Consider the following 15,366-nt stretch of genomic DNA (forward strand, 5'->3'; position numbering starts at 1 on the left):
GAAGCGGTCTCCCTTCCGCATGGTGTTTGGGTTTGCACCCACTGATTCATTCACCACGCCGGGGCCGCTTCCCTCATTTCTCAACGGACTTTAGCACACGCTCAGGAAACTGGATGCTCAGAGAGAATGAGAATCGCTCGGTTGCACGTATTAGACATTCTTACACCGAGTTGGCATCCTCGGCCGAACACACTGGTCTCGAACTACGCTTATCTTGTTATCTCCAGCGCTGGAGTCCTGTTATTCGATACGGGTTTGGGTCCCCCCCACAGCTGGATTGACGACCACTGTCGGCCCAAGAGGTATGATCTGGTTGCTCTCCTGCGTGAGAAGGGCGTGTTGGTAAGTGACGTGGATGTGGTGGTCAACTGCCACCTGCACTTCGACCATTGCGGCGGCAATCACCTGTTCAAAGGCGCTCGATTCGTGGTCCAGCGCACAGAGCTCGAGGAAGCCCGGACTCCCAATTACACGGTACGTGAATGGTTCGACTTCACGGGCGCTCGGTTTGAGATAGCTGACGGCGAGCACGAAATTTGGGCGGGCGCCACGGTTTTTCCGACCCCGGGCCACACCATGGGTCATCAGTCGCTTATCTTGGATAGTCCGAAAGGCATTGTTGTCCTCGCTGGTCAAGCCGCAGAGTCGCCCGAGGGGTTTGAGGAGGGAACTGGTAGTTGGGAGCCGGACCGCCAAGACATCGGTGCGGCCAGCATTGCTCGCTTGAAGGCGATGTCGCCGACGCGTGTGATGTTCGCTCACGACGCGTCTGAGTGGCGTCGGGGCTAAAGGTGCTATCTCATGAAGTGTCGTACCACTGGCGCGTGCAACCGACCACTGGCTACGTGCGCGGCCGCTGACGCGCCGATCCGTTGGACAGAGCTGGACGAGGGTGATCCCAAGGGGGAATGACCAGGCGGCATCCAGAGGGCTACCGCAGCGGCCGGAAGGTCTCGGCGAACCCCTCCGCCTGGAAGCGCACCACCTGCCCCCGAACCCGTCCCTCGACGGTGTAGACGCCCCGCACCTGCAGGAACACCAGTCGGGCGGGTGCGCCTTCCGGCGCCGCGGGGGTGGCGACGACGTCCCGCACCGCCACCGTCACGGCCAGACGGTCCCCGGCGTCGTTGGCCGCCCGGTACGTCATCCGTCCCGGCACCCGCACCGGGCGCCCATCCACCGTCCGGACCATCCGCCACGCCCCGAAGACGGGAGGGGTGGCGCGCAGCGTGGCCAGCAGGCCCGGCCGCGGACCTCCCGCGTACAGGGCGAGGAACATCTCCTGTCCGCGCACGGCCGGGTGGTGGAGTTGCCCGGCGAGGAGGGCAAACGTGGCCGTGCTGGCCGTGCCCCACTCCCACGTCACCGCCTCCCACACCCCCCAGTTGTGGTCGTGGTAGGCGACCCCCGCCAGCGGGACGGTCCGGGCGCCGAGGCGCAGCGCGCCATGGGCGGCGGCGCGCAGCGCCGGGACGACGTACCCCGAGCGGAACCCGCCGGTGCCGCTCCACTCCACGGGGGGGAAGACCAGCCCCGGTACCGGCCGCACGGTCAGGTCGAGGCTCGCCTCCGCCCGGCGCAGGCGTATCCGGTAGATCCCGTCCTGCAGATCGATGCGGTGGGGCCCTGCCCGGAAGGCGAGCGCGTCCGCACGCCCCGCCGGTGCCACGGGGAGGACGGTGTCGGTGTGGACCTCCTCCCAGCGCACGTGGCGGCCGTCGGGTAGCCGCAGGCTGAGACCGACCTGGACCCGCCCGTCGCGCGCGGCCACGAAGGCGAGGTAGCCGTAGGTGCCGCTGCGGTCGATGAGGTTGAAGTACCACCACTCCGCCCAGGTCCGTCCCGCCGGGCCCGGGGTCGGGCGGTGGAACCGGTCGATCGTCGCCAGCAGCGTGGCGGGGTCCGGCCGCAGCCAGGCCCGGTCGGCGGCGGTGTCGCGCCAGGCCGGCCCGGGTACGGCCAGGGCACTGCGCGCCGCCCGGGCGGCCTCGGGCAGGGCGGCGCTGGCGCGCGCCGGCAGGCCCTCCGGCGGGCCGTTCCCCTCGGCGGGCTCCACGGGGCGCACGTAGACCAGACGGTCCGTGACCTCGGGGGAGACGGCGGCGACGTCGTCGGCGTACCGCGGCCCCAGGAGGACCTGCCGCGCCAGGTAGCGCGCGTTGGGGATGGCCAGGTACATCGCCGTGACGCCGCCCACCTTGAGGAGCTCGGGGTCCACGCCCTCGGGGAGGAGGACCAGGTCGCCGCCGGCCACCAGGTCGCGGTCCTGCGCCTGCAGGAGCAGGGCGTCCCCCACCGCCAGGAGCGCCACCATCACGCCCACGCCCAGCCCGTACCCCAGCAGGAGGACGAACGTGCGGCGCGGCCGCGTCCCCAGCGCGCGCCGGGCCAGGAGCAGCGCCGCGGCGGTCATGCCGGCACCCCGTGGCGAGGGACCTGACGCTGGCCCGGTCCGCGCCGGCGGGTCACATCAGCACCCCGTCGCGGATGGTGAGCACCCGCGGCGCCCGCGCGGCCAGCTCGGGGTTGTGGGTCACCACCACCACGGCCACCCCCGCCGCGTGCACGCGCCCCAGCAGGTCGGCTACCTGCCGCCCGGTCTCCTGGTCGAGCTCCCCCGTGGGCTCGTCGGCCAGCAGGAGCGCCGGGCCGTTGGCCAGCGCGCGGGCGATGGCACCGCGCTGCAGCTCGCCGCCGCTCAGCTGGCCGGGCAGGTGGCGGGCGCGCCTCTCGAGCCCCACGTAGCGCAGCAGCGCGGCCACCCGGGCCTCGCATTCCCGCGGCGGCACTCCCGCCTCCAGCATGGGCAGCAGGACGTTCTCGGCCAGCGTCAGCATCGGCAGGAGGAAGAAGCGCTGGAAGACGAAGCCCACACGCCGCAGCCGCAGCGCCGAGAGCGCGGCGTCGCTCAGGCGGTGGGTGGGCTGCCCGAAGAGGCGGACCTCGCCGGCGGTGGGGAGGTCCACGCCCCCCATCAGGTGGAGCAGGGTGGACTTGCCGCTCCCCGAGGGCCCCACGATGGCGAGGAACTCCCCGGCCCGCACCTCCAGCGTCACCCCGCGCAGCGCGTGGACGGCGCTGCCGTCGAGGCGGTAGGTGCGGGTGGCCTCGCGCACCTCCACCAGCACCTCGCCCGGGGCGGCCGGGTGCAGCACGGTTTCCACCTCACTGCACCTCCCGGTGCAGCGTGGCCGCCACGTTGAGGCGGCCGGCCACCCAGGCTGGGTAGGCGGCGCCCAAGGTGCCGGTGAGGAGGAGCAGCGCCACGGTGCGTGCCACCGCGGCGGGGCTCCCCACGAAGAAGTGCAGTTCGCACGGGACGCCCGGGGCGCTGCGCAGGATGGCGTCGAGCGGGTCGCTGATCGCCGCACCGAGCAGGAGGGCCAGGGGCGTGCTCACGCCGGCCACGACCAGCCCCTCCATCAGGATGAGCAGCACCAGCCGGGCGCGGGAGAGGCCGATGGCGCGCAGGGCGGCCAGTTCCCCCAGCCGCTCGCCCACCGCCAGGGTGAGGACCGCGCCGATGAGCAGGAAGGCGACGAGCAGGCTGACGGCGCTCAGCACCGTGGCGAAGTGGGCGAAGTAGGTGAGCTGCCGGCGGATCTCCGCGACGATGGCCGCCACGGAGAGGGCGTCCAGCGCCGGGAAGGCGTCCTCGATCCAGGCGGCCACCCGCTCGGGGTCGGCCCCCGGCCGCACCTTCACCAGGAGGAGCGAGGCCTCCCCGGCACCGGCCCCGAGCAGGGCCTGGAGGTCGGCAAGTGGCAGCGCCAGCGTACGCTGCCCCGCCAGGTCAAAGGCGAACTCGCCCAGCGCCCCCACCCGCACCGTGATCACGCGCTCGGGGGTCCCGGTCTGCGGGCTGATGCGCGTGGCCAGCCGCAGGGTGTCCCCCGGCCGGAGGTCCAGCGCCTCGGCCAGCGGGCGGTTCACCACGACGCCCGCACGGCCCGGTCCCTCGACGCGCACGATGTCGGGAACCTCGGGGGTGAGGCCGTAAGCGAAGGCGGCGCGCCGCCGTTCGTTCGCTTCCGCGTAGAGGGTCGTACCCAGCAGCGGCGCCGCCCAGGCCACCTCGGGGTGGGCGGCGATGCGCCGCGCGGCCCGCCCGGCGTCGGGGATGGTCGCCTCGGTGGCGAAGGGCAGCGTCCCCGCGGGCAGGACGCGCAGCTCGTAGTGCAGGCGTCCCAGGCTGAGGGCCAGGCTGCGCTCCAGCCCGCCGCCCAGCATCGACATGTCGAAGAGCAGCGCCCCGGCGATGGTGACCCCGGCCACGAGCAGCACCGTGCGCGAGAGGGCGCGGCGCAGCGTCCGCCGGGCCAGCAGCCAGACCATCAGCGTCCCACCTGCTCCAGCGGCGGCCGACGGAGCAGCCGGGCCGCCACCGCCGCCCCCGCCCCCACCCCCAGGACGACCGCCAGCACCGCGGCGGCCAGCAGGGTCTGCGGCACCAGCACCGCGAAGCGCAGGCGCGTCTCGAAGAGCGGGCGGTAGTAGGCGTTGATGGCGGCGACGAGGGCGGCGCCCACTCCCATCCCCACCAGCGTCCCCAGCAGCGCCGCCGCGGCGGCGATGGCCAGGACGGCCAGCCCGATGGTGGCGCGGCTCACGCCCAGCAGGCGCAGGGCGCCGATCTCGCGCCGCATCTCCGTGAGCTTCAGGCTCATGATCGTCACGAGGAAGATGGCGCCGGCCAGCAGCGTGACGACGCCGATGGCGCGGTGGAAGCGGGAGACCACGACGAAGGTGCGCGAGACGTGGCGCGCCACCTCCTCCGCCGTGTAGACGTCCACCCCCGGGACCAGCGCGTCCAGGTCGCGCGCCACGACCTCGGCACGCTGCCGGTGGCGCAGGCGCACCACCACCCGGTCGACCACGTCCGCCGGCCCGGCTCCATCGCCGGCATCCTGCGCCGGATTGCCGCCGCGCGCGGGGAGGCGGTCCGGGGCCGGGGGGCGGCCGGGGGGCGCAGGGCGGTCGCGCGCCAGTTGGCGGTTGCGCACCGGGGTGCGGTCAGCGGCCAGGAGGGATTCCAGGTCGGGCAGGTGGAAGCGGAGGAGGAGGTCCTCGCGGGCCACGTCCGCCGGGTGCTCGGGCGGCGCCCAGACCACGGCCACGCGGAAGCGGCGGCGGGCGCCCTGCTCCGTGAAGGGGCGGGGGCTGACCTCGATCACAGCGCCGGGGCGCAGTCCCAGGCGCCGGGCGGTGCGCTCGGGTACGGCGACGGCGGGAAGGTCGTCGGTCGAGGCCGCAGCGGCCGTCCCCGCCGCAGCGTCCGCGGCGACGGGGCGTGCGCTCACCAGGGTAAGGACGAGCAGGAGGAGGAGCATCCCGACCCACCTTACCATGGCCTCCCCGGCGATCGTCCTGCGCGACCTGACGCGCCGCTTCCCTGTGCGCGTCGCTGGCGGCGCACGCGAGATCGTGGCCGTCGACCACGTGACGCTGGAGGTGGCCCGCGGCGAGGTGCTGGGCTTTCTCGGCCCCAACGGCGCCGGCAAGACCACCACCCTGCTCATGCTGAGCACGCTGCTGCCCCCCTCGGCCGGCACCGCGGAGGTCGAGGGGTTCGACGTGCGCACCGCTCCCGCGGAGGTGCGCCGCCGCATCGGCGTAGTCCCCACGGGGGCGCGCGGCGTCTACGCGCGCCTGACGGGCCGGGAGAATTTGCGCTACTTCGCCGCCCTGTACGGGGTGCCGCGGCGGGAGGCGGAGGCGCGGGCGGCGGCGCTGCTGGAGCTGGTGGGCCTGGCGGACCGGGCCGACGACCTGGTGGCCCGCTACAGCACGGGGATGCGGGCGCGCCTGGGGCTGGCCAAGGCCCTGATCCACGACCCGCCCGTGCTGCTGCTGGACGAGCCCACCCTGGGCCTCGACCCGCATGGCGCGCGGGTGGTGCGGGACATCATCGCCGCCCTCAACCGCGAGGGGAAGACGGCCGTGCTGGCCACGCACGACATGGTGGAGGCGGACCGGCTGGCCCACCGGGTGGCTATCATCGACCGCGGGCGCATCGTCGCCCTCGACCGGCCCGAGGCCCTCAAGCGGCGGGTGGCCCCCGATGGGGAGGCCACCCTGGAGGACGTCTTCCTGGCCCTCACCGCCCGGCCGCTGCGGGAGGCGGTTCGGGTCTGAGCGAGGCTGTCCGGGCCTGAGCGGTCATTGCGGCCCCCGCACGGGGCCCGCTATAATCGGCGTGAGTGCGGGAGTAGCTCAGAGGCAGAGCGTCTCCTTGCCAAGGAGAAGGCCGCGGGTTCAATTCCCGTCTCCCGCTCCAGCGGACTGCCGAACACAACTCGGTCCGGACCGGGTTCATCACGATACGGACAGTCGGTCGGACGACCGGCGCCCGAGGCGGCGTAGCCAAGAGGCAAGGCAGGGGTCTGCAAAACCCCCATTCCCCGGTTCGAATCCGGGCGCCGCCTCCAATCCTTAGTCAGGCCCGGAACCTCACACGCGCTGCTGCAGACCACTCTGGTGGGCAGGGTGGGATTCGAACCCACAAGCCCTGGCGGGCAAGGGGGTTTAAGCCCCTCGCGTATCCCTGTTCCGCCACCTGCCCGGCCTCATTGTACCTGCAGGTGCGCCGTCGGGTCGATGCCCGCGGCCTCCGGGTCCACCGCCCGCACGATGTGCCGCTCCGGGTCGTCCTCCAGGTCCAGCGTGTACGGCGCGATGGGGTCGTGGAAGCGGTTCTGCACGACCCGCAGCACCGGGCGCGTGAGCTCCCGCTCGCCCGGCCGGAGGACGACCCCCAGCTCCCCGGTGTCCAGCTCCACCAGCGACCCCACCGGGTACAGCCCCAGGGCGTGGACGAAGATACGCGCCAGCACCGGGTCGAAGATCGTGCCGGCCTTGTCCAGGATGAAGCGCATCGCCTCGACCGGGGCCATGGGCCGGTGGTAGGGGCGGCGCGCGGAGGTGGCGGCGTCGAAGAAGTCGGCGATCTGCACGATGCGGGTGACCAGGTGGGGGAAGCGGCGGGTGCCGATGCGTGGGTAGCCGGAGAGGTCGTAGTTGGCGTGGTGCTCGAAGGCGGCGATGAAGGCCACGCGGGCCAGGCCCGGCAGGTTGCGCAGCAGGTGGGCCCCGTAGACCGGGTGGCGGCGCATCACCACCTGCTCCTCGGGCGTGAGCGCTGCCGCCTTTAGCAGGATCTCCCGCGGCACCCGCACCTTGCCGATGTCGTGCAGCAGCCCGGCCAGCCCGATGGCGATGAGCCGGGCCCGGTCGACGTTCAGGCGCTCCGCCATGAGCAGCGCCAGGACGGCGACGTTGAGCGAGTGGTGCGCGGTGTCCTCGTCGTAGGCGCGCAGCGCGCTGATGCCCAGCAACCCGGCGCGGTCCTCCATGATGATGTCCACCAGCGAGTTCACGACCATCCGGGCCTTGCGCATCTCCAGGGGCAGGCCGCGGGAGGCCTGGAAGGTCAGCTCGTCCGCCACGCGCAGCCCGGCCCGGTAGGCGTCGCGCGGGTCCACCCGGAGGCGCAATTCCTCCGGCGCGGCCGGCGCCGGCCCGACGGTGATGTGGCGCACGCCGCGCCGGGCCAGGGCGTGGCTGGCGCCGCCCCCGCGGCGCAGTTCCGCCGCCGGCAGGTTGAGGACCTCGACGAGGTGCTGCAGCTCCTCCACCTCCACCCCGGCGTGGAACTCCAGCACGCCGACCTCCCGCTCGCGCAGGTCGAGGAGCAGGGCGTAGAGCTGCAGGCTCTCCTCCAGCAGGACGGTCCGCTCCACGTAGAAGGTGTCCTCGTGGATGGCCAGGCGCAGGGAGTGCCCGGCGGCCACCAGGCCGGCCAGGATGCCGTGGGCCTCGCGCATCGTCGAGGCCACGACGGGGTGGCCCGCCCCGTAGAGGGCCGCCGTGCGGCGGGCGCGGGCGATGACCCGCAGGACGTCGCCCGGCTGCAGCGGCCGCCGACGGGCCTCCCCCTCGGTCTGGCCCCACAGGCTGCGGGACGGGGTGGGCACTGCGGCCGCCTCGCTCATCGCGACGACCTCCCGCTCCCTGCGGCGACGGCCGCCTCGGCGGCGGCCAGGGCGCGGCGGGCCAGGTCGCGCAGCGTGCGCTGGCGCCCCCAGGCGAGCCGTCCACTCACCAGGCGGCGGAGGATGGGGACGACCTCCGGCCCGCCCAGGCGCTCCAGCGCCTCGAGGGCCGCCCGCTTCAGCTCGAAGAGCCGGTGCATGGGGTCGGGGCGATCCAGCAGCGCGGTGAGCTCCGGGAGCGCCAGGCGCAACCCCTCGGCGTTGAGCGCCTGCAGCGCCCGCAGGACGATGCGCCCGTCCGGGTCGCGCAGCAGCGCCACCAGGTGGCGCTGCGCCTCGGCCGTCCCGAGGCGCGCCAGCGCGTCCACCGCCTCGCGCCGGACGCGGTACTCCTCGTGGCGGAGCAATCCCGCCAGCGCCGGGACGGCCGAGGGGTCGCCGATCCGGCCCAGCACGTCCGCCAGGTTGCGGACCAGGTACCAGCGTCCGTCGCTCAGGTGCGCGGTCAGTTCCGCCACGCGTCCCCGGCCCAGCGCCGCCAGCAGGTCGCACAACATGGCGCGCATCCCCGCGCGCGGTTCGCTGCCCAGCGCCCGCACCAGCGGGCCCACTGCCGTCCTGCCCAGGGCCTGCAGGCAGGCCCGTGCCCCAGCCTCGTCGGGGGTCCCGCGCGTGGCCCAGAGCACGGTGAGCAGCGTCTCCAGGGTCTTGCCCTCGGCGGCCCGGCCGAGCACCTGGGCGGCGGCGGCCTGGGCCGGCCCGGCGGTCTGGGCCAGGGGGTTCAGCTCCCGCAGCAGGCCCTCCAGGACCGCCAGGTGGCGCCGCTCTGCCAGCCAGGGGAGGTGGGCGCTCAGGGCGTCGGCGACCTCGGCCAGCTCCGCCGGGTCCTCCTCGTTGCGCAGGACGTCGACGAGCGTGCGCACCGCGTCCACGGTCAGGCTCTCGTCGCTGATGGCCTGTGCCTCGCGCACCCGCTGTTCGAACTCCTCCTGGCGGACGATGGCCTGGCTCTCGTCGAAGGCGAACTCCGCCAGCAGCTCGGCGGCGGTGGCGATCGTGGGCTGGAGCAGCGGGCGCAGGGCCTCGCGCAGCCACCCTTCGGGCGTCCCCAGCCGGGGCGCCAGCGCCGCCACCACTGCCTCCGCGCGCAGGGGCCCGGGAGCCAGTTCGGTGAGGAGCCGGACCGCCTCCGGGACGTCTGCCCCCGAACGCACGATCAGGTCGGCGAGCTCCGCCGGGGCCAGCTGGTCGACGAGGAGGCGGGCGGAACTGTCGTTGCCGGCCCGGAAGAGCAGCGTGCGTGCCAGCGCTGAGCCGAGCGGCTCCTCCAGGTGGAAGGGGGCGTGGGCCAGGGCGTCGTAGAGGGTGGGCTGCTCCTCGAACGGTTCGTCGAGGGCCAGCCGGTCCAGGGTCCGCAGGGCGCGGTAGACGCGGTCGACCTGGTCGGCGGGCGGGCTCTCCGGGAAGACCTCCAGGGTCAGGGCGTGGACGTTCTGGAGGAGCCGCGCGGCCGACCCGGCGCCGCCGCGCACGATCTCCAGCAGGCGCTCCCGTTCGGGCCCGGCCAGTCGCCCCGCGCCGATCAGCTCGTAGAAGACGCTCATGCCGAGGCTCTCCGCCGCCTCTTCCTGCTCGAGCGCCATCTCGACGACCTGGACGGTGCCCACCTCGGCCGCCCAAAGGAGGTCCGCGACCCCGCCGGAGGCCTCCAGGCTCATCCGATCGCGCGCCACCGCGCCGAGGAAGGCGGCCAGGTCCCGCCGGGTCGCCGCCGGCAGGATGGTCACCTGGGCGACCTTGCGCGTGTAGAGGTGGAAGGCCAGGTCGGCGAAGGGGACGCCGTCCAGGACCTGCCCGTCGACCGTCAGCGCGTGCTTCGCCACCCGGACCGTGAAGGGCCCGGTGCCGTCCAGGTACGGGCGCAGTTCGCCCTCGAACCTCTCGAGCGCCTGGTCGGCTGCCGGATGCGGCGGCGGGTAGAGGGTGAAGGCTTTGACCGCCGCGTTGAGCCGTCGCAGCAGCCGGTCCGCCGCCTGCCCCTGCGACTCCATCGCTCCCTCGAACGCCCCCCCCTGCGCGTGCTCCACAGGGCGGCGACCTGTCCCCCAGCGGACATGCCCAAGACCGCGCCGCCGTTAGTCGGCTATCCTGAGGGGCGATGACCGGGGCAGGGGGCGTCATGGCCGACCTCATCGACGACCGCGAGGTGGACGTCGCGGTCATCGGCGCCGGCATCGTCGGCCTGGCCACCGCCGACGCCCTGCTGCAGCACCTCCCCGCCCTGCGCCTGGTGGTGCTGGAGCGGGAAGGGCGCGTCGGCGCCCACCAGACCGGCCACAACAGCGGCGTGGTCCACTCGGGGTTCTACTACCGGCCGGGGTCGGCCAAGGCGCGGCTGTGCGTGGAGGGCGGCCGGCTGCTGGCCGCGTTCTGCGAGCAGCACGGGATCCCCCTGGAGCGGTGCGGGAAGGTGGTCGTCGCCGCCACGCCGGAGGAGGTCCCGCGGCTGGAGGTCCTCTACGAGCGGGGGCGGGCCAACGGTGTGCCCGGGCTCGAGCGCATCGGCCCCGAGCGCCTGCGCGAGCTCGAACCGCACGCGACCGGGGTGGCGGCGCTCTGGTCGCCCGGGACGGCCATCGTGGACTTCGGGGCGGTGGCCCGGGCGCTGGCCGAGCGGGTGAGCCGGGCGGGCGGCCAGGTCGCGTTGGGCGCGCGGGTCGTGGGCTTCGCCCGCCGGGAGGGACGCTGGCTCGTCCACACGGAGCGGGGGACGGTGCGGGCGCGGGTGGTGGTGAACTGTGGGGGCGTCTACGCCGACCGCCTCGCCCGCCTGGCCGGCGGGCGTCCGGACGTGCAGATCGTCCCCTTCCGCGGCGAGTACTACCGCCTGCGCCCGGCGTGGCGGCACCTGGTCCGCGGGCTCATCTACCCGGTCCCCGACCCCGCCTTCCCCTTCCTCGGGGTGCACCTGACCCGCACGGTCCACGGCGAGGTGGAGGCCGGCCCCAACGCCGTCCTGGCCTTCGCCCGGGACGGCTACCGCCCGACCGATGTGCGCCTGCGCGACCTGACCGAGTTGCTGCGCTACCGGGGGTGGTGGCGGATGGTGCGCCGCTCCTGGCGCGCCGGCGGGATGGAGCTGGCCCGCTCGCTCAGCCGCCGGGCCTTCGTGCGCAGCGTGCAGCGCCTGGTGCCGGCGGTGACGCCGGCGGCGGTGGAGCGCCATGGTGCGGGGGTGCGGGCGCAGGCGGTGGCCCCGGACGGCACGTTGGTGGACGACTTCCGGATCGTGGAGGCGCCGGGCGCCGTCCACGTCCTGAACGCCCCCTCACCAGCGGCCACCGCCTCGCTGGCCATCGGCCGGCACATCGCCGGCCTGGCCGCGGTGCACCTCGAGGGGCCTCGGGCCGCCGTGCGCGGGGTGCCCGCCCCTCACATCGGCCCGTAGGGGCCGGCGAGCTCCTCGAAGTCCTCCTCCACGGGCTGCTCCTCCAGCAGGGTGAGCGGCCGGAAGACCGCGCGCGCCTTGCCCTGGGCCTTCGCCTCGCGTAGCGCGCGGTCGGCCTGCTCCAGGAGGGCGCTCGTGGGCGCATCGCCGTGCTCCGCCGGGACGTAAGTGGAGACGCCGATGCTGATGGAGACGCGGATGGTGGCCTCGCTGGTGTGCACCGTCTCCTCGGCGACGGTCCGCCGCAGCCACTCGGCCAGCTCCATGGCGTTCTCCGTGCTGGCCCCCGGGAGGAGCCAGACGAACTCCTCGCCCCCGTACCGGGCGACCAGGTCCACCGCCCGCCGCCGGCCGGCCAGCACGCGGCCGATCCGCCGCAGCACCTCGTCCCCCGACTGGTGCCCGTAGCGGGCGTTGATCTGCTTGAAGTCGTCGATGTCGAAGAGCAGGACGGAGAGCGGCTGGCCGCTCCGCCGCGCCCGCTCCATCTCCAGGAAGACCTGCTCGTCAAACGTCCGGCGGTTGGGCAGGGCGGTGAGGGGGTCGCTGCTGGCCAGCTGCTCCAGGAGGCGGTTCTTCTCCCGCAGCTCGTCCTGCAGCGCTTTGACCCGCAGCGCCGCCCGCACCCGCGCCAGCAGCTCGGCGGTGTTGAAAGGCTTGGTGACGTAGTCGTGGCCTCCGAGCTCCAACCCCTGGATGCGGCTGTCGACCTCGTCCCGGGCGGTCATGAAGATCACGGGGATCTCCCGGGTGACGGGGTCGGCCTTCAGCTCCCCGATCACCGTGAAGCCGTCCACGTCCGGCATCATCACGTCGAGCAGCACCAGGTCGGGCTCGTGGGTGCGCGCCAACGCCAGGGCCTCGGCCCCCCGCGGCGTCGTGACCACCGCCGCGCCCATCGATTCGAGGCGCAGGCGCAGCATGCTCAGGATGGAGGGCTCGTCGTCGACGACGAGGATGCGGGGCGTCTGGCCGTCCTTGGAGAGACTCATGCCGGCACCTCCCCCCGCCGCGGGGTGGCTGCCGGTCGGGTCAGGCCTGTGGGGACGGCCATTGGGGCACATAGGAGACGTGCACCCCGTCGCATGCCCCGGGAGTTCCCGCAGCCCGGTCCGCCGCCGGGGTCAGGCTGACCCATGCCCCGACTGACCGCCTCCACCCTGCCGCTGGCCATCGGCTTCATTGAGATCCTGCTCGGGACCGCCATGCTCATCTCCGCCCCTGCGGCGTTCGCCGAGCCGGGGCGGCGGATCACCGTCGCGGGCACCGCCTACGTCTCGGCCGGCGTCATCGCCTGCATCCTGCACGTCCACGGCCCCGGCCTGGGACGCCGCGTCCGCCTGCTCGGGGGCCTGTTGGTGGCCGTGCCGCTGCTCGTCGGCGCCTGGAACGCCGGGCGGATGGGCGTTCCGGGCGGCGTCGTGGTCTTCGGCCTGCTGGCCCCGCTCTACGTGCTGGCCGGGTGGCAGGACGACCCCCGCGACCCGGAGCCGGTCGGCCTCGACGCGCTGGTCTGCGCCGTCCTGCTGATCGAGGCCGCGCTGGGGGCGCTCCTCCTGGCCGCCCCCGGCACCTTCCGCCATCCGCTCTATGCCCAGGTTCTGCGCATCCGCCCCCTGGTGGCGGGGGCGTTACTGACCGGCGCGGCGGCGCTGGCCCTGTCGCTGCGCCTGCGCCACGTGCTCCTCCGCCTGGCGGCCTACACCGCGGGGGCGGTCCCGCTGGTCGGGCTGGCCGTCCTCTTCGTCCGCGCCCTGGGATGGTGGCCGGGGTTCTTCGTCTACCCGATGCTGGCGGCCTTCCTGGTGGCGCACCCCTGGTTCCAGGAGGCGCTGGCCGACCGGGTGCGTGCGGCGGCGGCGCGGCCGAGCTCCGCCGCGGTCGAGCGCATCATCGAGGCGGTGGTGTGGGCCGCCATCCTGCTCGTCACGCTGGCCGGGAACATGGCCCAGGCGCCGGTGAACCGCGTCGGGCTGTACAGCCTGGCCTTCGCCGCCAGCCTCTTCACCCTGGTCTGGTTCCGGTTGCGCCCGGGGCCCAACCCGCGCTTGCGCACCCTCTACGGCAACGCGTTCTACACCATCTTCGTGGCGCTGACGGCGCGTTTCACCGGCGGGCTCCATAGCCCGCTCTTCTTCCTCTACTATCTGCCCATCCTGGCCACGGCCTGGACCCTGGCCCCGCGCGACATCCGCGTGCCTGCCGGCATCGGGGTGGTCAGCATGGGCCTGGAGACAGCGCTGGCCGTGCGCGGCGGCGCCCCGCTGGGCGAGGTGGCCGGACTGGCCGTCTTCCGGGTGACGGGGCTGCTCTTCGTCGCGGTCTTCGCCTACCTCCTCTCCCGGCGGGCCGTCGAGCAGCGGGCGCTGCGGCGTCAGGAGCGGGAGCGCCTGGAGGCCATCCTCGGCAACATGGCCGAGGGCCTGGTGGTCCTCGACCAGGCGGGGCGGATCGCGCTGCTCAACCGCGGCGCCGAGCGCCTGGTCGAGGGGTCGGCCGCCACGGTCACCGGGATGCCTTTCCAGGAGGTCTTCCACCTCCAGCGGGAGAACGGCGGCCAGTTCCGGGACGCCGACCACCCCGTCACCGCCGCCCTGCGGCGCGGCCAGGCCACCCGCCAGCGCGTCCTGGTGCGCCGGGCCGGCGGCGACCTCCTCCCCGTCTCCCTCACCGCCGCACCCTTCTACGACCCGGCGGGCGGCGCGCTCGGGGTGATCTGCACCCTGCAGGACGTGCGGGTCGAGGTGGAGATGGAGCGGATGCGCGAGGACTTCTTCTACATCGCCTCGCACGAGATCCGCACGCCGCTGACGGTCATCAAGGGGAACATCGAGCTGGCCCTGGACGGGTCGCTGGGGGCGCTCTCGGACGGGGTCCGCCGCGTCCTCGGGGAGGTGCACGAGGCGACGGTGCGCCTGATCCGGCTGGTGAACGACTTCCTCAACGCCGCCCGCCTGGAGCACGGGAAGATCACCCTGCACATCGAACGGAGCCACCTGCCGGAGGTCGTCGGGCAGGTCATCGAGACGCTGGCCCCCGATGCCCGGCGCAAGGGCCTGACGCTCACCTACCGGCTGCCCGAGGTGGGGACGCTCCCGGCGGTGCTGATGGACCCGGAGAAGGCCATCCAGGTCCTGCTGAACCTGGTGGGCAACGGGATCAAGTTCACTGAGCGGGGCGGGGTGGAGATCTGGCACGAGGTGCGCGACGGGCTGGTGGAGACCCACATCCGCGACACCGGCCCGGGGATCCCCGCCGACCAGCGCCACCGCCTCTTCGAGCGCTTCAGCCAGCTCGGCCGGGGGCTCACCCGGGACACCGGCGGCAGCGGCCTGGGGCTGTACATCTCCCTGAAGCTGGCCGAGCGGATGAACGGGACGGTCTACCTGCGCGCCAGCGAGCCGGGCGCCGGCAGCACCTTCGTCTTCGCCCTGCCGGTGGCGGCGGAGGAGGAGCGGCGCGCCTGGCCCCGCCCTCCGGCCGTCAGCGAACGAACAGGAACCAGATAACGGCGACTGCCAGCAGCACGAAGAGCCAGTCCATCGCCCACCTCCTCCACAGAGACCTTCCGCATCCTCCCGGCACTTCCTGGCGCCGTTGACGCTCTTTCTGGGCCTGGCCTACAATGGCCCCGAACCGGGCCCACGTAGCTCAGGCGGCAGAGCGTGTCCTTGGTAAGGACAAGGTCACCGGTTCGAGTCCGGTCGTGGGCTCCACGACTGCGGGCGGTCGCGCCCGAGGCCACCGGGGGTTAGGGGACGCAGGTCCCTTAACCCTTTTCAGCGCTCGCCCGTCGGGCGGGCCCGGCCGGGGGGACCAGGGCCTCATACGGGAGGACGGGGATGGCGAAGGCGAAGTTCGAGCGGACGAAGCCGCACGTGAACGTGGGGACGATCGGGCACGTGGACCACGGGAAGACGACGCTGA

The 15,366-nt window shown here is 73.7% G+C and carries 12 protein-coding genes and 4 tRNA genes; 8 read left to right on the forward strand and 8 right to left on the reverse strand.

The window, feature by feature from the left end; translation table 11 throughout:
- The first annotated feature begins 126 nt into the window (after nt 1-126).
- On the forward strand, nt 127-789 hold the full coding sequence (locus RB146_13000; GenBank protein MDQ7829888.1) for an MBL fold metallo-hydrolase: 663 nt from the start codon (nt 127-129) through the stop codon (nt 787-789).
- Nucleotides 790-931: 142 nt separating this feature from the next.
- Here RB146_13000 and RB146_13005 read toward each other — a convergent pair whose 3' ends face one another.
- From RB146_13005 to RB146_13020, 4 genes are read right to left on the reverse strand one after another with little or no spacing between them, the layout of a single operon-like run.
- Nucleotides 932-2,413: a hypothetical protein gene (locus tag RB146_13005; GenBank protein MDQ7829889.1), complete on the reverse strand. Its 1,482-nt coding sequence runs from the start codon at nt 2,411-2,413 to the stop codon at nt 932-934.
- 52 nt (nt 2,414-2,465) lie between these two features.
- Complete coding sequence (locus tag RB146_13010; protein ID MDQ7829890.1) at nt 2,466-3,164, reverse strand: ABC transporter ATP-binding protein; 699 nt, start codon at nt 3,162-3,164, stop codon at nt 2,466-2,468.
- A gap of 1 nt (nt 3,165) precedes the next feature.
- A complete protein-coding gene (locus RB146_13015) occupies nt 3,166-4,335 on the reverse strand; it encodes an FtsX-like permease family protein (GenBank protein ID MDQ7829891.1) in 1,170 nt (389 codons plus the stop codon).
- Nucleotides 4,335-5,348 carry an ABC transporter permease gene (locus RB146_13020; protein ID MDQ7829892.1) on the reverse strand — a complete coding sequence of 338 codons (1,014 nt, stop codon included), beginning with the start codon at nt 5,346-5,348 and terminating at the stop codon, nt 4,335-4,337. Before RB146_13020 ends, RB146_13015 begins: the two co-directional genes overlap by 1 nt.
- Here RB146_13020 and RB146_13025 point away from each other — a divergent pair.
- The 3 genes from RB146_13025 (at nt 5,347) to RB146_13035 (ending at nt 6,428) form a co-directional block, all read left to right on the forward strand.
- Nucleotides 5,347-6,135 carry an ABC transporter ATP-binding protein gene (locus tag RB146_13025; GenBank protein MDQ7829893.1) on the forward strand — a complete coding sequence of 263 codons (789 nt, stop codon included), beginning with the start codon at nt 5,347-5,349 and terminating at the stop codon, nt 6,133-6,135. The two genes, RB146_13020 and RB146_13025, sit on opposite strands and share 2 nt — an antisense overlap.
- Nucleotides 6,136-6,202: 67 nt before the next feature.
- Nucleotides 6,203-6,277, forward strand: a tRNA-Gly gene (locus RB146_13030).
- Between the two features lie 76 nt (nt 6,278-6,353).
- A tRNA-Cys gene (locus RB146_13035) sits at nt 6,354-6,428 on the forward strand.
- A gap of 47 nt (nt 6,429-6,475) precedes the next feature.
- Here RB146_13035 and RB146_13040 read toward each other — a convergent pair.
- From RB146_13040 to RB146_13050, 3 genes are all read right to left on the reverse strand, one after another.
- Nucleotides 6,476-6,562, reverse strand: a tRNA-Leu gene (locus RB146_13040).
- A gap of 4 nt (nt 6,563-6,566) precedes the next feature.
- Nucleotides 6,567-7,991 carry an HD-GYP domain-containing protein gene (locus RB146_13045; GenBank protein ID MDQ7829894.1) on the reverse strand — a complete coding sequence of 475 codons (1,425 nt, stop codon included), beginning with the start codon at nt 7,989-7,991 and terminating at the stop codon, nt 6,567-6,569.
- Nucleotides 7,988-10,042 carry a HEAT repeat domain-containing protein gene (locus RB146_13050; protein ID MDQ7829895.1) on the reverse strand — a complete coding sequence of 685 codons (2,055 nt, stop codon included), beginning with the start codon at nt 10,040-10,042 and terminating at the stop codon, nt 7,988-7,990. The genes RB146_13045 and RB146_13050 overlap by 4 nt, the downstream gene beginning before the upstream one ends.
- A 107-nt stretch (nt 10,043-10,149) precedes the next feature.
- Between RB146_13050 and lhgO the strand changes: the two genes are divergently transcribed.
- Nucleotides 10,150-11,439: an L-2-hydroxyglutarate oxidase gene (gene lhgO, locus RB146_13055; GenBank protein ID MDQ7829896.1), complete on the forward strand. Its 1,290-nt coding sequence runs from the start codon at nt 10,150-10,152 to the stop codon at nt 11,437-11,439.
- On the opposite strand, the gene RB146_13060 is transcribed toward lhgO, so the two are convergent.
- Nucleotides 11,424-12,431 carry a diguanylate cyclase gene (locus tag RB146_13060; GenBank protein ID MDQ7829897.1) on the reverse strand — a complete coding sequence of 336 codons (1,008 nt, stop codon included), beginning with the start codon at nt 12,429-12,431 and terminating at the stop codon, nt 11,424-11,426. The genes lhgO and RB146_13060 overlap by 16 nt on opposite strands.
- 144 nt (nt 12,432-12,575) lie before the next feature.
- Between RB146_13060 and RB146_13065 the strand changes: the two genes are divergently transcribed.
- The 3 genes from RB146_13065 to RB146_13075 form a co-directional block, all read left to right on the forward strand.
- A complete protein-coding gene (locus RB146_13065) occupies nt 12,576-14,948 on the forward strand; it encodes an ATP-binding protein (GenBank protein ID MDQ7829898.1) in 2,373 nt (790 codons plus the stop codon).
- A gap of 131 nt (nt 14,949-15,079) precedes the next feature.
- Nucleotides 15,080-15,155, forward strand: a tRNA-Thr gene (locus RB146_13070).
- 126 nt (nt 15,156-15,281) lie between these two features.
- On the forward strand, nt 15,282-15,366 hold an 85-nt coding region (locus tag RB146_13075; protein ID MDQ7829899.1), incomplete at its 3' end, for a GTP-binding protein.

It is taken from the genome of Armatimonadota bacterium, assembly GCA_031081585.1.
Lineage (GTDB): Bacteria > Sysuimicrobiota > Sysuimicrobiia > Sysuimicrobiales > Humicultoraceae > Geohabitans > Geohabitans tengchongensis.